Here is an 18,390-nt window from a genome sequence, read left to right as displayed (position 1 = left end):
ATCGGCTAAAACCCCTTCGGAACTGCCGCTTCGGCGGGCCCAATCTATAAGCGATCCCGCGCCCATGCCGAGACGAGAGATGACGTTCGCACAGTTCGTCGACGACGTCGAGGGCCGAGAGCTGACGCTGCGGGTGGTCAACCGTACCGAGGCGGATCCCGTCTTCGGTATGCTCGAAGATCGCTTCGCCGGCCAAGACGTCGTCGTCGAGGAGATCGACGACGCGAACGCGCCGGAAAACGAGGTGCTGCTCTGCGAGGCAGACGAGGCGCTGGCGGTCTCCTCGCTCACCGAGGTCCGCGACAGCGTCCTGACGGTGAACTCGGACCTCTACATCACCGGTTCGCGGCCGCTGGAAGCCGTCGACACGCCGGAGGTGATCGTCGGACTGGGCGAGACGACGTTCTCGGTCGGCGGACACCAGAAGTACCTCCTGATCCAACTCTCCCGCGAGATCGAGGCGATGGCGCTCCAGGCCGGCAAGGGCGTCCTGCACAGCGGATTTCAGGAGCTGTCCCGCCTCGACGACGAGCGGGGCACGCTGGCCGCCTACGAGACGCTCGGCGACGCCGATCTCGACGTGCACGTCTACGGCATCCCGGACGCCGACCCGCTCGATCACCCCGGCGTCGCGCTTCACGGAATCGACGCCGCGGAGATCCGCGACTCCTGGTTCGTCGTCTTCACGAGCGAGCGCGAGGACGTCAGGGAAGCCGCGCTGGTCGCGGTCGAGCGCGAGTCGGAGCTGTGGGACGGCTTCTGGACGTTCGAGTCGGAGTTGGTGGGGGAGGTCGAGGCGTACATCGATTCCACGTACCGAGACGAAAGCACTGATCAGATCGCCGATAGCTCGTAGGTCGAACGCGCCGAGCGGTAGCGCGACCGCGACGAGTTACGGCGGCCCGGTGACGCTGGACGGCGGCAGCACGGATCGAACTCGACAGTATTGCCGATTTCTGCGACGCGGTCGAATCGACGATAACTGCGTATCAGGCCCGTATTCCGGGTTCGCTGGTGTCGATTAGGATTCTCGTAGCGACCGCTGTGGGCGCATATCTCTCCCGTTAGAACAGAGGATTATCGCGCACGTGCCTATGGCGTCTCGACCGGCGATCGGCGCCGTTCAGTTCGCGCAATTCATGAGTTCCACAGAGCACACCGTCGACGTTCGCCAGTTCGTCAGGAACCTTCTCTCGTTCCAGTACCGCGAGGTGACGATGGCCGTCGCGTCGCTGTCGGTGATCGCCGGATCGATCGTCTTCTTCCCGGGGGCGGGGAACCTGAGTCGCGGTGTCAGGTCAGACATCTCGCTCCAGCTGCTCGGATTGTTCGTCGGCGTCGCGATCTTCGCCGGCGCCGTCAAGGGCGCGCTCGGGTTCGGCTACGCGCTGATCACGACGCCGATCTTCGCGTCGGTGATCGACCCGACGTTCGCCGTGGTCGTGCTCGCGATCCCGCCCTGGATGCTGAACGTGTTCCAGATCGGGGAGACTGACACCGGACTGGCGTTCGTCCGCGAGGAGTGGCCGTTGCTGGCGCTCGCGGCCGTCGGGACGGTCGTCGGCGTCGCCTTCCTCGCGGAGTATCGGACTGGACCGATCGTCCCCTTCGCGATCGGGGTGATCATCCTGGGCTACGTCGGATTTCAGGTGGTACAGAACTTCGTCACCGTCGAAGAGGCCCACCACCCGGTGGCACTGGGCGTCGCCGGCGTCCTCGAGGGGTTCCTGCTGGCGGTCGCGAACCTCGGTCCGCTCCTGCCGGCGTACTTCCACACCTTCGAGCGGGACGCCGAGCGGTACGTCGGCGGCCTGTCGATGGTACTGAGTCTGATTTTCACGATCAGGATCGTCCAGATGGCGCTGTTCACCGACCTGCTGACGACGTATCGACTGTGGCTCGGCTCCGTGATCGCCGTCGTCACGATCGTCGGCTTGCTCCTGGGAACCTACCTCCGGCGCATGGAGATCGACGAGCGGAAGTTCAACTGGTTCGTCGTCGCACTGCTGTTCATCATCGCGCTCAACATCTTCCGAAACACGGTCCCGGCGCTGTTCTTCTGAACGCGGGACGACGACGCCGAGCGACGACCGTTCCTTGGAACCGAATCGCGTCGCGGCTCAAACCGCGCTCGGACGCTGTGCCGTCACTCCACTAACTCGATCTCGTCGTCGCCGTTCGGCACGGCGCAGATGAACGCGCCCGCCTCGTCGCTCTCGTTGCGGTACCAGTGAACGGTCCCCGCCGGGATCAGCAGCGAATCGCCCGCGCTCACCTCGTGTTCCTCGTCCTCGATCCCCACCACGTACTCGCCTGAGAGAACGTACTGCTCGTGTTCGACCTCGTTGGTGTGTTTCGGTACCTCGGCGCCGGCGTCGAGTTCGAACCGCCGGACGGCGAAGTTCGGCGCCGACTCGTCCGCGCCGATCAGGACGCCTTTTGACAACCCCTCCGCCGCGTCGACTGTTTCGTACTCGATCTCCTCGGCGCGTCGGATCGTTGGCTCCGGATCGCTCATATCCGGACGGTGACGGCGCGGCGCCCTAAAGCTGACTCCGCAGCGGCGTCCGGCTGCAGCGGTTCGGTCGGGTACTGTGCGGTAGCGGAGTGTGCTGGTGCAGAAGCGGCTCAAGCGGTGGTACCGGCCACGAGCGAGCGCCCGACAGGGCGCGATCGAGTGGACGGCCTTTTTAGCCCAGATTTTTGCTGCGAGTGGTAGGCGAGCGAGGGCTTACGGGCCCGAGCGAACCTACCCGAGCAGGAAAAAGGTGGTCGATTAGGCTTTGGCCTGCCACTTCCGGATCCGGTCCTCGCTGACGCCGTCGACCCGCCCGGCGACGGCGTCCGGTTCGGCGTCTTCGAGGTCGTCGATGCTCTCGATGCCGGCGTCGGCGAGCTTCTCGGCGGTCTTGGCGCCGATGCCGTCCAACGCCTCCAGATCGCTGCCCGAGTCGCTCTCCCGGGCCTGGTACTCGCGGTAGTTGCAGATCGGACAGCCGAGTTCCCAGGGCTCGTCGCCGTTGTGGACGATCAGTTCGGGCAGCCCGTGTTCGTCGCAGTGCTCGTCGGTGACCTCGATCTCGCCGCGGCGGGGCAGCGGCAGCGAGTAGTCACAATCCGGATATCGAGTACAGCCGACGAGCCGCGAGCCGTTGCGCAGCTGCTTGATGGCGAGTTCGCCGTCATGCTCCTCGCGGCAGTCGGGGCACTCCCCGAGAATCGGGCCCTCGCCCGCCTCGTCGGCCTTGCACTGGGGGCAGCCGTGGACGAACGTCTGGCGCCCGGCGAGCATCTTCACGTGGCGCAGGTCGTGCTCGTCGCAGGTCTCGTCGAGGATCAGCGGTTTGCCTGTACTCGGCAGCGGGAGCGTGTACTCGCACTCGGGGTAGCCGTCGCAGCCGACGAACGCCGAGCCGCCGCGGGCGCGGCGGACCAGCAGGTCGTGGTCGGACTCGGGACAGGGTCCGAGCGTCTTGTCGGCCTTGAGCGACTTCTGGAGGTGATCACCGATCTCCTCGCGGGAGTCGACCAGCTCCTCGAACACCCGGCCCAGCATCTCGCGGGACTCCTCGGTGACGTCGTCGAGCGTCGCCTCACCGTTGGCGATGGCGGTCATGTCGGCTTCCAGCTCGCTGGTCATGTCCTCGCTGACGACGCGGTCGGCGTACTCCTCGGCGGCCTCGACGACCGCCATCGCGAGCTTGGTCGGCCGGGGCGGGTCGCTCTCAACGTACCCCCGGTCGTAGAGCTTCTCGATGGTGTTGTGGCGGGTCGACTTCGTGCCGATCCCGAGCTTCTCCATCGTTTCGATGAGCCGCGACTGGCCGTAGCGGCGGGGCGGCTGGGTCTCCTTGTCCTCTTGGCGTGCCTCGACGATCGGCAGTTGCTCGCCCTCCGCGACGTCGGGCACGTAGTTCTCGCTGGTGTTGAAATACGGGTAGACGTCGTGGTAGCCCGCCTCGACGAGGCGCTTGCCGTTGGCCTTGAGCGTCACGTCGTCGGTCTCCTCGGGGAGATCGATCGACACCGCGCCGTCGAGTTCGGCGACGACCTTGAGATGTTCCCAGACCGCCGCTTCGGCGACCGTCGCGAAGAAGCGCCGGACGACGAGCTCGTACACTTCCCACTCGTCGTCGGAGAGTTCGCTCTTCTTGGGGATCTCGCCGGTCGGGTGGATCGGCGGGTGGTCGGTCGTCTCCTCGTCGCCCTCGGTGGGGTCGATATCCTCGATCTCCAGCAGGGATTCGGCGTCGTCGCCGAACGTGTAGTGGCCGACGAACTCGTCGAGCAGCGCCTCGGGGTCCAGATCGTCCGGATAGACCGTGTTGTCTGTCCGCGGGTACGTGATGTAACCCGCGGTGTAGAGATCCTCGGCGACGCTCATTCCGCGCTGGGCGGAGTAGCCCAGCGCGCCCGCGGCACGGATGAACTGCGTGGTGCTAAAGGGCTCGGGCGGGCTGTCGGTCCGCGTCCGGCGGTTGACGCGCTCGACGGTCGTCGTCGCGTCGGTCGCAGCGAGCGCCTCGTAAACGGCGTCCGCGAGGTCCTCGTCCCAGACGCGCTCGGCCTCGTTGCCGTCCTCGTCGCGGTAGAAGTACTGGGCCTGGAAGTCGTCGTCGTCCTTTTCGAGGTCCGCGTACAGCTCCCAGTAGTCGTCGGGCTCGAACGCCTGGATCTCGCGCTCGCGGTCGACCAGCAGGCGCAGCGTCGGCGTCTGGACGCGGCCGACCGAGATGAAGTCGTCGCCGAGCTGGCGCGCCGACAGCGAGAGGAATCGGGTGAGCGCGGCGCCCCAGATCAGGTCGATCGTCTGGCGGGCCTCGCCGGCCGCCGCCAGATCGAAATCGAGTTCCTCGCGGTCGTCGAACGCGTCTTGCACCTCGCGCTCGGTGATCGAGGAGAACCGGACGCGATCGATCGGTGCATCGTCGTTGACGTCCCGGACGAGCTCGTAGGCCTCCTTGCCGATCAGTTCGCCCTCGCGGTCGTAGTCCGTCGCGATCGTCACCCGGTCGGCGTCGCGGGCCAGCGAGCGCAGCGCCGCGACGATCGATTCCTGGGTCGGCGTCTTCTCGACTTCGGCGTCGATCAGCTCGACGGGTTCGACGTCGCGCCAGTCGCTGTACTCCTCGGGGAAGTCGACGCCGACGACGTGACCGGAGAGGCCGATCACGCGCTTGCCGCCCCACCGGTAGATGTTGACGCCGTTCCGGCGGGTCGAGTTCGCGGACTCGCCGCTCAGGATGTCGGCGATTCGTCGGGCCGCGTTGTCCTTCTCGGTGATGATGAGTTCCACAGGATGGCACCTCCGACTCCGCTCTGTCGGTCGTTATCAGGCGTAGGACAACCCGGCTGGTAAACCTTTCGGGGTGCTCAACACGGCGACTGCGGCGGGAGCCACGGCGTCACCGCGGCTCGAACGACTGGTGGTGTCGGCGAGCCGAGAACGGATTCGGCGGACGTCTCGGGGCGGCAACTGCTGGATATCGAGACGGACTCGGAAGAATAGCTGTCGCGGTCGGTCAGTCGTCCGCCGGAACCAACTGGACGATCCCGCTCGCGTCCACGAGGACGGTGTAGCCGGCGTAGTCGAACGAGAGGCGGAGCGAACTGTCGGGCGTCGCGGTGCAGATGCTATCGAGCGCCTCGGGGTCGACGGCGTCGTAGAGCGGATCGAGTTCGAGCGGTGCGCAGCCGTTCTCCTGAGCGACCAGCGAGACGATCGCTTCCGTCGCCGAGCCGCCAGTCGACGGTTCGAAGATAGCCTTCGGCGCGTCGGCGTCGAGCTGAATGTCGTCGCCGTCGGCGCGATTGGCCGCGCCGCCGGAGTGGCGATGAAACAGTTCTTCGTCCATACACCGAACGGTCAGCGCGAAAAGGCTTGAATGATTGGCTGTCTCACCTGCGCTTTTATTACACGCTGCGCGTTTCTGGTCGGGTACCGCCGCTCACCGACGACTCCGGACAGCGGCGTCAATCCGCCGCGTCGTCGGTTGGGAACGCGGCGTCGATCAGCGCCGCCGTCCCGCGCCTGAGACGGCCGCCGACGGCGGTCGCGGAGACGTCGAGTTCGGTCGCCAGTTCCTCCAGTGACGTCCCCCGCGGTTCGTCGAAGAATCCTCGCTCGTACGCCGTGACGAGCGCCTCGCGCTGGGCGTCGGTCACCGGCGGCCTAACCGGACCGTCGGGGCGGGCCGAGGGCTGCGAGAGCTGTTCGACCTCGGCATCGACGTCGGCGGCCGCACAGTAGTCGTTGAACGCCGCGAGCCGGTCTCGGTCCGGAAGCTGCAGGACGTACCGCCAGCCGTCCGTCGCGCTCGCGGCCTCGACGATCGCGATGCCCATCGACGCGAGCGCGGTGCCCAGTCCGAGCGTCTCGTCGGTCAGCTCGATCCGGTAGCGCACGCGGTCGTCGAACGCGGCGGTTCGAAGCCAGTCCGCCACCGTCGGATCGTCGCCGAGCGCCGCCTCGAACGCCTCGGCGTCGTCGGCGTCGACCGAGTAGAAGCCGTACCGCTCGTCGCCTCCGCCGAGATCGTACGCTCGCTCGACGCGCAGCCCCGGCTCCCCTCGAAGCGTCGGCGACAGCGGCAGGTCGGGATGCGTGATTCGCACCGTCGCAGTGACCGTCATACCGGACTCCGGGACGCGACCGTCATTCGTATCTACTGGCCGTGATCGGTCACCGCGTCGGCGCCGTCGCGCTCGGCCATCGCGAGGTGCTGGCTGCAGTACCGCTCGCCCGACTTGGCCTCTCGCGAACACCGCCGACCCGAGGCCGTCGCGGCGACGCAGCGATCCGGCGTCTCGCTCTCGGCGGCCGCCTCGTAGAACCGCTCGAAGCTCTCCGCCCAGGACTCGGGGTCGGGCCGATCGCTCCGGTGTTCGACGGTGATGCCGGAGTACGAACAGTTCCGGCAACTCCACGTCTCGCTGTCCCCGAGGCTGTAGTGGTTCAACTGCTCGCCGCATCGCGGACAGTCCATAGCGGATAACGTTGGCGAGAACACATAGTTTTTCTTACTACCCGGATCGGTCGCGCCGCCGCTCGGTCGGTTCACGACGACGCCGCGCTCCGATCGCCTCCGAAAAACGACGGCCTGCGACTGCGCTATTCTTCCAGCTCTGCCCGCAGCAGCTGGTTCACGTCTCCGGGATCGGCCGAGCCACCGGTTTTCTGCATGACCTGACCGACGAGGAAGTTGATGGCGCCGCCCTCGCCGTTCTCGTGGTCCTCGACGGCGTCGGGGTTCTCCTCGATGGCGGCCGCGACGGCCTGCTGGAGCTCGTCGTCGTCGGTCTTGCCCAGCCCCTCGTCCTCGACGACCTCGTCGGGCGCGCGGCCCTCGTCGAGCATCTCGCGGAGCACCGTCTCGCGGGCGTTCTTCGCGGTGATCTCGTCGGTCGCGACGAGTTCCACGAGGCGAGTCACCTCGTCGAGGCGGTCCTCGACGTCGGTCACTTCCATGTCGCGGTAGTTGAGTTCGCCGAGCAGGTTGTCCGCGACCCACGTCGCCGCGAGGTCCGGATCGTACTCCTCGGCGACGTCCTCGTAGAAGTCCGCGACCTGCTTGGTCGAGGTGAGCTTGCTGGCGGCCTCCTCGCCCAGCTCGTACTCCTCGCGGAAGCGCTCGCGGCGGGCGTCGGGCAGCTCCGGGATGTCGATCTCGTCCTTCCAGTCGGCGACCTGCAGCGGCGGGAGGTCGGCCTCCCCGAAGTACCGGTAGTCCTTTTCTTCCTCCTTCGAGCGCATCGAGACGGTGATCCCCTTGCTCTCGTCCCAGTGGCGGGTCTCCTGTTCGATCGCGCGGCCGCGCTGGACGGCGTTCTTCTGCCGGGTTACCTCGTAGGCCAGCGCCTTCTCGGCGCCCTTGTGACTGGAGATGTTCTTGACCTCCGTCCGGTTGGCCTCTTCCAGCGCTTCGACCGTGATTTCGCCGGTCTCGACGTCGACGTTCTCCTCGCTGCGCTCGACCAGCGAGATGTTGGCGTCGATGCGCAGGCTGCCGTCGCGGGTGCTCTCGAACACGCCGAGGTATTCGAGGACCTCTTCGAGCTTGGCGAGGAACGCGCGCACCTCGTCGGGGCTGCGGAAGTCCGGTCGCGTGACGATCTCCAGCAGCGGGATGCCCGCGCGGTTGTAGTTGACCAGCGTGTAGTCGGCGGTGTCGATCGAGCCGCCGACGTGCTGGAGGCTGCCGGGGTCCTCTTCGAGGTGGGCGCGCTCGATGCCGATCTCGCGGCGCTCGCCCTCGACGCCGACCTCCAACAGGCCGTCCTGACAGATCGGCTCGTCGTACTGCGTGATCTGGAAGTTCTTCGGCAGGTCGGGGTAGTAGTAGTTCTTCCGGTGGAAGCGCGTCTCCTCGGGGATGTCGGCGTCGATCGCCTTGCCGACTTTCACCGCGGCCTCGACGGCGCCCTCGTTGAGCACCGGCAGCGCGCCGGGCAGCCCCAGGCAGACGGGGCAGGTGTTCGAGTTGGGCTCGGCGTCGGTCTGGTCGGTCGAGCAGCTACAGAAGATCTTCGTGTCGGTTTCGAGCTGGACGTGGACCTCCAGCCCGATCACGACGGCGAGGTCGGCGTCCTGCTGAGTCGCCTGCGCAGTCATTGCCGACGGGTTCGGGGCGGGACCGCTAAAGACTAACGCATACGCGCCCACGGCGGCGATCGTCGCGCGTCGGCATCGCCGCGCATCGACATCGTTGTGCGACGGTGGCGGCGCGCGGCGGCGTTGTGCAGCAACGCGGTAGGGCGTCAAATCGTAGTGCGTCGTCGCCGAGCACAACCTATTTGCCGGTTCGCCGGATGCAGGCCGGTATGGTGTACATTCCGTTCGGTTTGTCTCCGGCGCAGTTGCGGACGATCGGTCTCGCGTCCGTCGCGCTGGGGATCGGACTGCTGACGATCTACTGGCGCAACGGCATCGACCATCAGGGCGCGATGATCACCGTCTTTTTCGTGTTCACCGGCGGGCTGGCGATCGGCTATGGGTCGGCGCTGGAGGCCGTCGAGCGGGATACGTGGTGACCGATCGCGGTGGTAAGAATCAGATTTCTTTTGTATGTCTGACGCACGTTTATGGTCACGGAGCCGTCCCTTCATTCATATGTCGGAAAACCGGGTCGAGGAACTCGAAGCCACGGTGTCGGAGCTGGAGTCGACCGTCCGCGGGCTCACCGAGGAGCTCGTCGAGACGAAAGAGCGCGTCCGCCTGCTGGAAGCCGAACTCGAACCGAGCGAGGGCGCCACGACGGGCACGCCCGCGACGGCGCGGCGCGACGCCGCCGACGCCGACGCGGAGTCCCAGACGGCCGAGGACGGCGCGCCCGCCGACGAAGCCGCGCCCGAGGACGTTCAGGAGGCGGCAGCCGAAGCCGATAAGGGGGATGGCGATAACGACGGGGACGAGACCGACGGCTCCGGACTCGGCGACGACATCATCGTCGCGTGATCGCCGGGGCCGACCGCGGGCGTCGCCCGGGAGATGACAACGCATGCATATAAAAGAGCTCGTTCTGGAAAACTTCAAGAGCTTCGGCCGGAAGACTCGCATCCCGTTCTACGAGGATTTCACCGTCGTCACGGGTCCGAACGGTAGCGGGAAGTCCAACATCATCGACGCGGTGCTGTTCGCGCTGGGGCTGGCCCGCGCACGGGGAATCCGCGCACAGAAGCTGACCGACCTGATCTACAACCCCGGCTTCGACGACGGCGCCGAGAACGCCGGGCCGAACGAGGCCAGCGTCGAAGTGGTGCTGGACAACTCGGACAGCTCACTCGACCGGGGACAGATCGTCAACGCAGCCGGCAGCGAGGACGTCGGCGATATCGACGAAGTGACGATCCGCCGACGCGTCAAAGAGACCGAGGACAACTACTACTCCTACTACTACCTCAACGGGCGCTCGGTCAACCTCTCGGACATTCAGGACCTGCTCGCGCAGGCCGGCGTCACGCCGGAGGGGTACAACGTCGTCATGCAAGGCGACGTGACCGAGATCATCAACATGACGCCCCACGAGCGCCGGGAGATCATCGACCAGATCGCCGGCGTCGCGGAGTTCGACGCCAAGAAGGAGGACGCCTTCGAGGAACTGGAGGCCGTCGAGGACCAGATCGACGAAGCGCAGCTGAAGATCGACGAGAAACAGGAGCGCCTCGACCAGCTCAGCGACGAGCGCGAGACCGCCCTGGAGTACCAATCGCTCCGAGAGGAGAAAGAAGAGTACGAGGGCTACCTCAAAGCGGCCGAACTCGAAGACAAGCGCGACGACCTCGCGGACGTTCGCGAGTCGATCGACGAACGCGAGGACGAACTCGAGGAACTCCAGCGCGACCTCGACGAGAAGCAGGGCACCGTCGTCCGGCTGGAGGAGGATCTCGAAGACCTCAACGCCGAGATCGAGCGCAAGGGCGAGGATGAGCAGTTAGAGATCAAAAGCGAGATCGAGGGAATCAAAGGCGACATCGCGCGGCTCGAAGACAAGATCGAGTCGACCGAGGAGAAGCGCGACGCCGCCGAGAACGAGCGCCGCGAGGCGTTCGTCCAGGTCGACCGCAAGCAAGAGGAGATCGACGATCTGGAGTCCGACATCCGCGAAATCAAAGTCGAGAAGTCCTCGGTGAAAGCCGACGTGCAGTCCAAGGAGGCCGAGCTCGAAGAGATCGAACAGCGGATCGACGACATCGACACCGAGTTCGACGAACTGAAGGCCGATCTGCAGGAGCGCAAGGCCGACCGCGAAGCGGTCAAAGAGGAGCGCAACGACCTCCAGCGCGAGAAGGATCGGCTGCTCGACGAGGCGCGGCGCCGCTCCAACGAGATCGCCGACCTCGAAACCGAGATCGACGAAGCTCGCGAGCAGATTCCCGAACTGGAATCCGACGTCGAGGACCTACGGAGTGAGCTGACGAAGGCCCGCTCGAACGCCGAGAACATCGAGGAGGTCGTCGACGATCTCAAGGCCCAGAAGCGCGAGCTACAGGAGGAGATCGCCGACATCGAGGACGAGATCCAGGCCAAACAACAGGAGTACGCCGAACTCGAAGCCCGCGCAGACGAGAGCGGCGACAGCTCCTACGGCCGCTCGGTGACGACGATACTCAACGGCGGAATCGAGGGCGTCCACGGCACGGTCGGGCAGCTCGGCGGCGTCTCGCAGCAGTACGCGACGGCCTGCGAGACGGCGGCGGGCGGCCGGCTCGCCAACGTCGTCGTCGACGACGACGGCGTCGGCCAGAACTGCATCGAGTACCTGAAGTCGCGCAACGCCGGCCGGGCGACGTTCCTCCCGCTGACGGAGATGCACTCCCGGAGCCTGCCCTCGAAACCCTCGGATCCGGGCGTCGTCGATTTCGCCTACAATCTCGTCGACTTCGATTCGAGCTACTCGGGCATCTTTTCCTACGTGCTCGGCGACACGCTCGTCGTCGAGGACATGCAGACCGCGCGCGAGTACATGGGCGACTACCGGATGGTCACGCTCGACGGCGAGCTCGTCGAGAAAAGCGGCGCGATGACCGGCGGGTCGACCAGCGGCTCGCGCTACTCGTTCTCGAAGTCCGGCAAGGGCCAGCTCGAACGGGTCGCCGAGGCGATCCAGGAGCTGCAGGACGAACGCGACTCGCTGCGCGAGGACCTGCAGGGCGTCGAGGACCGACTCGACGACGCCCGCGACCGCAAGACCGACGCGAACGATCAGGTGCGCTCGATCGAGTCGGAGATCGAGAGTACCGAATCGGAGATCGAGTCGGTCCGCGAGAGCATCGGCGAGAAGGAATCCCGGCTCGACGAACTGCGCGAGGAACGCGAGTCGGTCGACGAGCGCATGAGCGAGATCGACGCCGAGCTCGAGGACGCCGACGACGAGCTGGCCGACATCGACGCCGACATCGAGGAGCTAGAGGCCGAGCTGGCCGACTCGGAGATCCCCGAACTGACCAGCCAGGCAGAGGCGGTCGAGGACCAGATCGACGATTTGGAGGACACGCTCGACGACCTCGACGCCGATCTCAACGAGTACCAGTTAGAGAAGCAGTACGCCGAGGAGTCGATCGAGGAGCTCAACGAGACGATCGAAGCGGCGCAGAATCGCAAGGCCGAATGCGAGGAACAGATCGCCGAACTCGAAGAGCAGATCGACGAGAAAGAGGCGGATCTCGAGGAGAAGCGCCAGGAAGTCCTCGAACTCGAGGACGAGCTGGCGGATCTGAAAGACGAGCGCTCCGAGCTGAAAGACGAGCTCCAGGAGGCCAAGACCGAGCGCGACCGCGCCAGGGACGACGTCGACCGCGTCGAGAGCAAGCTCGAGGACCTGCGCGACGCCGAAGATCGGCTCGAATGGGAGGTCGAGGAACTCGAAGCGGCCGTCGGCGAGTACGACCCCGAGGAGATCCCCGACCACGACGAGGTCACCGCGCGGGTCGACGAACTCGAATCGGAGATGGAGAAGCTCGAGCCGGTGAACATGCTCGCGATCGACGAGTACGACGACGTCGAGGCCGACCTCGAAGAACTCGAAGAGGGCCGCGACACGCTCGTCGAGGAGCGGGACGGCATCCGCGAGCGCATCGACTCCTACGAGGCCCAGAAGAAGGCGACGTTCATGGAGGCCTACGAGGCGATCGACGACCAGTTCGAGGAGATCTTCGAGCGCCTGTCGAACGGCACCGGGACGCTCCACCTCGAAGATCAGGACGATCCCTTCGACGGCGGCATGACGATGAAGGCCGAGCCGGGCGACAAACCGATCCAGCGCCTCGACGCGATGTCGGGCGGCGAGAAGTCCCTGACTGCGTTGGCCTTTATCTTCGCGATCCAGCGGTACAACCCGGCGCCGTTCTACGCGTTAGACGAGGTCGACGCCTTCCTCGACGCCGCCAACGCAGAGCGCGTCGGCGAGATGGTCGACGAGCTCGCGGGCGACGCGCAGTTCGTCGTCGTGTCGCACCGCTCGGCGATGCTGGACCGCTCCGAGCGCGCCATCGGCGTCACGATGCAGGGCGACAACGTCAGCGCGGTGACCGGCATCCAGCTCAACGGCTCGGGCGACGGCGAGGTGAGCGCGGATGACTGACGACGGCGTCCCGCTGAACATCGCGGGCCACGACGACCGCGAGCACCCGAGCGATGCGGATGAGGGACTTCCCGGCAACCTCGGTGAGGACGCCGACGACGCCGCAGCGCCCGACGCCACGGCTTCGCCCGACGCCGCGGCGGCGTCCGGCGATGCCGACAGCGAGGACGAGGCTGTCGAACCGGTCGAGTTGCTCGTGAATCTCGCCGAGGACGGCGAGATCGACCCGTGGGACATCGACGTCGTGACGGTGACCGACAAGTACCTCGACCGGCTCGACGAGGCCGACCTCCGGACCTCGGGACGGGCGCTGTTCTACGCGAGCGTCCTCCTGCGGATGAAAGGCGACGGGCTGCTCTCGGAGGGAAGTGAGGAGCCCGACGAGCCCGAGCCGTGGGAGCAGCCGTTCGTCGACGACCCTGAGAGCGGCGGCGACGCCCCCGCCGGGCCCGATCCCGTCGCGGGGCTGGAGGCCGAGATGGAGCGCCGGCTGGACCGAAAGAGCGTTCGGGGCAAACCCGAGACGCTCGACGAACTCGTCCGCGAGCTCCGCGAGGCCGAGCGCGACTCGCGGTGGAAGGAGTCACGCGAGTACGACACGACCGACTCGCCCCAGGGGTTCCGCCGTGGCACCCAGACGCTCGATTATCACTCGGGCGACGACCTTCGGGCGGACGACGAGCCCACCGAGGACGAGGTCACCGGCAACGCTCACGAGGAGGACATCGAGTCCGTGATCGAGGACGTCAACCGCGTGCTGCGCGAGCACTACGACGCCGGCCGCCGGGAGGTGCTGTACGCCGAGGTCGACGACGCCGGCGGCTCCCGCGTCGAGACGTACCTCGCGCTGCTCTTTCTCGCGAACCGCGGGCACGTCCAGCTCCAGCAGGACGAACTGTTCGGCGACCTCTGGATTCAGGATCCCACGGCCGTCGAAGCCGAGGAGCCGGCGGTCGCGGACTGATCGCTCCGAACTGTCCGACGACCGGCTCGACCGTACTGCGACGTAGCGACGCCCACCGAAGCAGTTATGCGCGATACTGTCGTACGTTATCACATGACTCCAACGAAAATTCGTGAACGTCTCCGCGAGTCCGACGACCGCGTCGATCCCGCGGAGTACGTCACCGCTCTGGAGTACGTCCGGGACGACGGTCGCGGTCGGCGACGCGAGTAAGCGGGCGTTAGCCGCCTGCAGTGAGCCGTCTGGTACGACACCCACGTCGGTCCGCCATCGCGACGGCGTAGCTCAAATAAGCGTTTTAGCTTAGAGAAGATATCTAGCCCGGGGGCTCGAAGCCAACGACGATGCGACGCAGAAAACTGCTCTCCACCGCGGCGTGCGCGCTCGGCGCATCCGCCACAGCCGGTTGCGCAGGGATTTTAGAGAACGACTCGGACGGCGATCCGGACCAGTCCGACCCGAACGAATCGGCGCCGAACGGTTCCGACCCCAACGAGTCGGACGATTCTGGCCCCAACGAATCAGAACCGGGAGACACAGTTCCGGACGAACTCGCAAACCAATCGTTCGAAAGCGATCTCGACGGCTGGACCGTCGGCACCGACCTCCCCGAAGAGCCGGGCGACTCGACCGAGAAGGTCGACCACGGCGTGACGGTCGTCGACAGCAAGGCATCTGATGAGAACTCTTCCGTCGAGTTTTACCTGGACGGGAGCGCCGACGACGGCACCATCTGGGTCGCCCAGAGGGTCGACCTCTCGGGAACGGAGTCGGTGCTCGTCGACGTGTACAACGACGAGAAGTCGTTCAACATCCTGACGCAGGTGGCGTTCTACGCCGGCGAGAAATCGTCGGACGAACTCGTCGAAGTCGACTTCGATCGTGACAACGACATTGAGGGCCACTCCGGCTGGAAGACGTTCAGCTACGACGTCAGCGATATAGAGGGAGCGGCGACCGTTGCGGTCGGCATGAACATCATCTGGGAGACCGGCGTTCGGCACGTCTTCGACAACGTGCGACTCGAGTAGTCCACCCGGTCAGACGCCACGGCCCGCGCGGTGTTCGGCCGGCCCGGTCGACTTACTCGGCGAGCCGCCAGCGGTCCCCGTCGGCGGCCGCGGCGTCGAGCACGCCGCGCCGTTCCATCTCGGTCAGCACCTCGTCGAGCCGGTCGGGCTGGGCTATCTCCATCTCGATGCGGTCGACGTCGTGGAACTCCGAGAGGTAGTGGCGGACGTCCTCGCGGTCGAACGCGTCCTGATCGGCCCGCTCCATGACGCCCTCGATCAGCTCGATCATGTCCTCGATGAAGTTCCACGGGTAGACGATCCAGGCCCACTCCTCCAAGCGCTCGCCGACGAACTCCGGCTCGAACTCGCTGGTCTGGAGCAGCTGGAGGGTAGCGGTGCGGACCTCTCCCGGATTCCGCTCGGTGACGTACTCGTGGGCGCGCCGGATCGATCCGCCGGTGTCGGCGATGTCGTCGATGATCAGCACGTCCTTGCCCTCGACGCTGCCTTCCGGCATCGGGTAGCGGACCTGAGGCTCGTCGGCCTTCTCGCCGGTGCCGACGTAGTGTTCCATCTTCAGGCTCGTCAGGTCGTCGAGCCCGAGGAAGTCACAGAGACAGCGCCCCGCGAACCAGCCGCCCCGGGCCAGCGCGACGACGACGTCGGGCTCGAACTCCGCGGCCTTGACCTGATCGCTAACCGTCCGACAGAGGCTGTAGATGTAGTCCCAGTCGGTGACCGTGCACTTGAACTCGTCCGGAAGCTCGCCCATGCGTACCAGAGGGCGGCGGACCGCCTAAAGTGGTGCGTCTCGACGCCGCGGGCGCGTAGCCGACGTGGGACCGGCGAATCCCGCGGTTACGTTCTGCGGAGTATAAACTAATTTAACGTCTGCCCTCGCATGTCAAGACAATGAAGCGACGAGCTTCGACCCGTCGATCGCTGCTCGCGGGACTGAGCACCGCTACCGCCGCGTCGTTCGCGGGCTGCACGGGGCTGTTTTCGGACGATTCGGAGGGCGACGACGAGCCCGGGGACGGCGACAACGAGTCGACCGGCGACGGGTCCGACGCCGATGGATCCGCGACGCCCGAGGAGGTCGTGACGGCGTTGGTCAGAGACCTCTCGGCCGGCGAGTACGAGAGCGCCGCCGAGCACTTCTCATCGGAAGTAACCAGTCAGGTCCAGCTCGTCGCCCAGCTCGAACGGCTCTGGATGGGGCTGTCGGCCGCGGGCGACGAGTACGTCGAGCTCGCGGGAACCGAGACGCCGACCGTCCAGGGGCGGGGCGCCGTCGTCGCGACGCTCGCGTTCTCGGAAGCCGACGCCGACCTGCAGGTCACCCACACCGAGGATTCCCAGCTGCTCGGGGCCGTCGTCGGCGGCCAGTACTCGCGCCCCGAATACGTCGACCCGGACGCGTTCGAAGAGCAGACGGTCGAACTCGACGTCGAGGACTGTCTGATCGAGGGGACGCTGACGCTTCCCGACGTAGACGGCGAGGTCCCCGGCGTCGTCCTCGTCCACGGAAGCGGCCCGGTGAACCGCAACGAATCCCGCCGTGGGAGCCCGAACAAGCCGTTCAAGGACCTCGCGGAGGGGCTGGCGAGCAACGGCGTCGCCGCGCTGCGCTACGACAAGCGAACGTACGCCTGCAACGTCGCGCCCGCGGACGCGACGTTCGACCGGATCGTCGTCTCGGACACGCTGGCGGCCGTCGACCGCATCCGGCAGGTCGAGTCGGTCGGGCCGGTCGCCGCGGTCGGCCACAGCCTCGGCGGCATGGCGATGCCGCGGATCGTCGAGCGATCGGACGATCTGGCCGGCGGCGCCGCGCTCGCGGCCCCGGCTCGGCCGCTGCCGGACGTGTTCGTCGACCAGTACGAGTATCTCACGTCTCTCGGCGAGCACGACCTCCCCGCCGCCCAGACCCAGCTGCAGGCCGCCCGAAACATGGCCGAGCAGATCCGCAACGGAAACTACCAGGACGGCGACCAGCTGTTTCAGGAGTCGGGCGCGTTCTGGGACAGCGTCGCTGACTACGACCAAGTCGCCACGGCCGCCGACCTGTCGGCGCCGACCCTGTTCCTGCAGGGCGACCGCGACTATCAGGTGTCGCCCGAGGACGACTTCGGCGTCTGGCAGTCCGAACTGTCGGGCGACGCCGAGGCCTCCTTCGAGTCGTACGCGCAGCTCAACCACATGTTCATGCCCGGGTACGGCACCTCCGTCCCGGCGGAGTACACCGTCCCGAACAACGTCGCCGAGTCGGTCGTGACCGATCTGGCCGAGTGGCTCGGCGGACTGTAGCTCCGAGCGCGCCGCCGCGGACGCTCGACGCCGACGCGCGGGCTGTCGTCACGGCGTCACTCCTTTGAGGGCGGTGCCCGTTGTCCCCTGCTATGAGCGAATCGAGCGAGCTCGATGTCGCCCTCGTCGACGCGTTCGCCGACGATCCCATGGCCGGAAACCCGGCCGGGGTCGTCCCGGACGCCGAGGGACTGTCCGACGATCAGATGCAGGCGATCGCCAGCGAGCTGTCGGTCAGCGAGACCGCGTTCTTGCTGCCCAGCGGACCCGCCGATCGGAAGGTGCGCTACTTTACCCCGACCGAGGAGGTCGACCTCTGTGGCCACGCCACGATCGGGAGCCACGTCTATCTCCGGGAAGCCGAGGGGCTGCCGGCTGGCGAACACACCCTCGAAACGAACGTCGGCGTCCTCGACGTCGAGATCACCGAGAACGGCGTCGTCTGGATGACTCAGAACAGCCCCGAGTTCCGAGAGGTCGACCTCGAGTACGATCGGGTCGCCGACGCGCTGGGGATCGACGGCGTCGCGCTGCGGGAACTGGAAATCGATCTGCCGCTGGCGGTCGCCTCGACGGGCCTGCCGTACCTGATCGTCCCGGCGACGTACTTCCGGCAGGTCAGCGGCGCCGACCCCGATCCGGCGGCGATCGAGGCGCTGTGCGAGGAGGTGGGCGCGACCGGGCTCTATCTCTTTACGTTCGACGCGCTCTCGCCCGACGCGACGCTGCACGGGCGGATGTTCGCGCCCGGCGCGGGCATTCCCGAGGACCCGGTCACCGGCACCGCTTCGGGCGCCGTCGGCGCCTACCTCCGGCGAACCGACGCGTTCGGCGGCGACCTCCCCGACGAGTTGCTGTTCGAGCAAGGCCACGTGCTCGACCGCCCCGGCGAGGTGCACGTCGAGGTCGGCGAGGAGATCCGCGTTGGGGGGACGGGAGTGACGAGTTTAGAAGGGACGATCGCGGTACCGGAGATCGAATCCGACGAGATCGTCGAGGCCTGATAGTGTTTACTCTCACTGGT

General features: G+C 66.5%; 16 protein-coding genes. 9 read left to right on the top strand and 7 right to left on the bottom strand.

Features of this window, described 5'->3' with window-relative positions:
- The first annotated feature begins 79 nt into the window (after nucleotides 1-79).
- Both NO931_RS11345 and NO931_RS11340 read left to right on the top strand, forming a co-directional pair.
- Nucleotides 80-856: a DICT sensory domain-containing protein gene (locus tag NO931_RS11345; RefSeq protein ID WP_256392445.1), complete on the top strand. Its 777-nt coding sequence runs from the start codon at nucleotides 80-82 to the stop codon at nucleotides 854-856.
- Between the two features lie 283 nt (nucleotides 857-1,139).
- A complete protein-coding gene (locus NO931_RS11340; RefSeq protein WP_256392444.1) occupies nucleotides 1,140-2,063 on the top strand; it encodes a sulfite exporter TauE/SafE family protein in 924 nt (307 codons plus the stop codon).
- A gap of 83 nt (nucleotides 2,064-2,146) precedes the next feature.
- Here NO931_RS11340 and NO931_RS11335 read toward each other — a convergent pair whose 3' ends face one another.
- The 6 genes from NO931_RS11335 to gatB all read right to left on the bottom strand — a co-directional run bounded on the left by NO931_RS11335 (nucleotide 2,147) and on the right by gatB (nucleotide 8,611).
- Nucleotides 2,147-2,518 carry a cupin domain-containing protein gene (locus tag NO931_RS11335; RefSeq protein WP_256392443.1) on the bottom strand — a complete coding sequence of 124 codons (372 nt, stop codon included), beginning with the start codon at nucleotides 2,516-2,518 and terminating at the stop codon, nucleotides 2,147-2,149.
- Between the two features lie 258 nt (nucleotides 2,519-2,776).
- Nucleotides 2,777-5,296, bottom strand: coding sequence for a DNA topoisomerase I (locus NO931_RS11330; RefSeq protein WP_256392442.1), 2,520 nt, complete (start codon nucleotides 5,294-5,296; stop codon nucleotides 2,777-2,779).
- 226 nt (nucleotides 5,297-5,522) lie between these two features.
- Entirely contained in the window at nucleotides 5,523-5,855 is a 333-nt protein-coding gene (locus NO931_RS11325) for a HalOD1 output domain-containing protein (protein ID WP_256392441.1), read from the bottom strand.
- 118 nt (nucleotides 5,856-5,973) lie between these two features.
- Nucleotides 5,974-6,633 carry a helix-turn-helix domain-containing protein gene (locus NO931_RS11320; protein ID WP_256392440.1) on the bottom strand — a complete coding sequence of 220 codons (660 nt, stop codon included), beginning with the start codon at nucleotides 6,631-6,633 and terminating at the stop codon, nucleotides 5,974-5,976.
- 32 nt (nucleotides 6,634-6,665) lie between these two features.
- The gene (locus NO931_RS11315; protein WP_256392439.1) at nucleotides 6,666-6,986 is read right to left on the bottom strand and encodes a hypothetical protein; all 321 of its coding nucleotides are present in this window, start codon (nucleotides 6,984-6,986) and stop codon (nucleotides 6,666-6,668) included.
- A gap of 125 nt (nucleotides 6,987-7,111) precedes the next feature.
- The gene (gene gatB / locus NO931_RS11310; RefSeq protein WP_256392438.1) at nucleotides 7,112-8,611 is read right to left on the bottom strand and encodes an Asp-tRNA(Asn)/Glu-tRNA(Gln) amidotransferase subunit GatB; all 1,500 of its coding nucleotides are present in this window, start codon (nucleotides 8,609-8,611) and stop codon (nucleotides 7,112-7,114) included.
- Nucleotides 8,612-8,820: 209 nt separating this feature from the next.
- Between gatB and NO931_RS11305 the strand changes: the two genes are divergently transcribed.
- The 5 genes from NO931_RS11305 (at nucleotide 8,821) to NO931_RS11285 (ending at nucleotide 15,074) form a co-directional block, all read left to right on the top strand.
- Nucleotides 8,821-9,030, top strand: coding sequence for a hypothetical protein (locus NO931_RS11305; protein WP_256392437.1), 210 nt, complete (start codon nucleotides 8,821-8,823; stop codon nucleotides 9,028-9,030).
- Nucleotides 9,031-9,109: 79 nt separating this feature from the next.
- On the top strand, nucleotides 9,110-9,454 hold the full coding sequence (locus NO931_RS11300; protein WP_256392436.1) for a DUF7518 family protein: 345 nt from the start codon (nucleotides 9,110-9,112) through the stop codon (nucleotides 9,452-9,454).
- A 43-nt stretch (nucleotides 9,455-9,497) separates the two neighbouring features.
- Nucleotides 9,498-13,079 carry a chromosome segregation protein SMC gene (gene smc, locus NO931_RS11295; protein WP_256392435.1) on the top strand — a complete coding sequence of 1,194 codons (3,582 nt, stop codon included), beginning with the start codon at nucleotides 9,498-9,500 and terminating at the stop codon, nucleotides 13,077-13,079.
- A complete protein-coding gene (locus NO931_RS11290) occupies nucleotides 13,072-14,043 on the top strand; it encodes a segregation and condensation protein A (protein WP_256392434.1) in 972 nt (323 codons plus the stop codon). The genes smc and NO931_RS11290 overlap by 8 nt, the downstream gene beginning before the upstream one ends.
- 344 nt (nucleotides 14,044-14,387) lie before the next feature.
- On the top strand, nucleotides 14,388-15,074 hold the full coding sequence (locus tag NO931_RS11285; protein ID WP_256392433.1) for a hypothetical protein: 687 nt from the start codon (nucleotides 14,388-14,390) through the stop codon (nucleotides 15,072-15,074).
- A 52-nt stretch (nucleotides 15,075-15,126) separates the two neighbouring features.
- Here the strand turns inward: NO931_RS11285 and NO931_RS11280 are convergent, their stop codons facing one another.
- Complete coding sequence (locus NO931_RS11280) at nucleotides 15,127-15,828, bottom strand: phosphoribosyltransferase (protein ID WP_256392432.1); 702 nt, start codon at nucleotides 15,826-15,828, stop codon at nucleotides 15,127-15,129.
- A 140-nt stretch (nucleotides 15,829-15,968) separates the two neighbouring features.
- Here NO931_RS11280 and NO931_RS11275 point away from each other — a divergent pair, with 140 nt between their 5' ends.
- Together NO931_RS11275 and NO931_RS11270 are read left to right on the top strand one after the other, a co-directional pair.
- Nucleotides 15,969-17,366, top strand: coding sequence for an alpha/beta hydrolase (locus NO931_RS11275; RefSeq protein ID WP_256392431.1), 1,398 nt, complete (start codon nucleotides 15,969-15,971; stop codon nucleotides 17,364-17,366).
- Nucleotides 17,367-17,458: 92 nt separating this feature from the next.
- The gene (locus NO931_RS11270) at nucleotides 17,459-18,370 is read left to right on the top strand and encodes a PhzF family protein (RefSeq protein ID WP_256392430.1); all 912 of its coding nucleotides are present in this window, start codon (nucleotides 17,459-17,461) and stop codon (nucleotides 18,368-18,370) included.
- Nucleotides 18,371-18,390 lie beyond the last annotated feature (20 nt).

The sequence above is a fragment of the Natronoarchaeum rubrum genome (assembly GCF_024494695.1).
Note: the sequence above shows the minus strand (reverse complement) of the source record. Positions and strands in the feature narration are given on the sequence as shown.

Coding starts and splice junctions, on each gene's coding strand:
- NO931_RS11325 (WP_256392441.1), bottom strand. CDS start 5,855: ATGGACGAAGAACTGTTTCATCGCCACTCCGGCGGCGCGGCCAATCGC.
- NO931_RS11290 (WP_256392434.1), top strand. CDS start 13,072: ATGACTGACGACGGCGTCCCGCTGAACATCGCGGGCCACGACGACCGC.
- smc (WP_256392435.1), top strand. CDS start 9,498: ATGCATATAAAAGAGCTCGTTCTGGAAAACTTCAAGAGCTTCGGCCGG.
- NO931_RS11280 (WP_256392432.1), bottom strand. CDS start 15,828: ATGGGCGAGCTTCCGGACGAGTTCAAGTGCACGGTCACCGACTGGGAC.
- NO931_RS11345 (WP_256392445.1), top strand. CDS start 80: ATGACGTTCGCACAGTTCGTCGACGACGTCGAGGGCCGAGAGCTGACG.
- NO931_RS11270 (WP_256392430.1), top strand. CDS start 17,459: ATGAGCGAATCGAGCGAGCTCGATGTCGCCCTCGTCGACGCGTTCGCC.
- NO931_RS11305 (WP_256392437.1), top strand. CDS start 8,821: ATGGTGTACATTCCGTTCGGTTTGTCTCCGGCGCAGTTGCGGACGATC.
- gatB (WP_256392438.1), bottom strand. CDS start 8,611: ATGACTGCGCAGGCGACTCAGCAGGACGCCGACCTCGCCGTCGTGATC.
- NO931_RS11335 (WP_256392443.1), bottom strand. CDS start 2,518: ATGAGCGATCCGGAGCCAACGATCCGACGCGCCGAGGAGATCGAGTAC.
- NO931_RS11300 (WP_256392436.1), top strand. CDS start 9,110: ATGTCGGAAAACCGGGTCGAGGAACTCGAAGCCACGGTGTCGGAGCTG.
- NO931_RS11285 (WP_256392433.1), top strand. CDS start 14,388: ATGCGACGCAGAAAACTGCTCTCCACCGCGGCGTGCGCGCTCGGCGCA.
- NO931_RS11340 (WP_256392444.1), top strand. CDS start 1,140: ATGAGTTCCACAGAGCACACCGTCGACGTTCGCCAGTTCGTCAGGAAC.
- NO931_RS11315 (WP_256392439.1), bottom strand. CDS start 6,986: ATGGACTGTCCGCGATGCGGCGAGCAGTTGAACCACTACAGCCTCGGG.
- NO931_RS11275 (WP_256392431.1), top strand. CDS start 15,969: ATGAAGCGACGAGCTTCGACCCGTCGATCGCTGCTCGCGGGACTGAGC.
- NO931_RS11320 (WP_256392440.1), bottom strand. CDS start 6,633: ATGACGGTCACTGCGACGGTGCGAATCACGCATCCCGACCTGCCGCTG.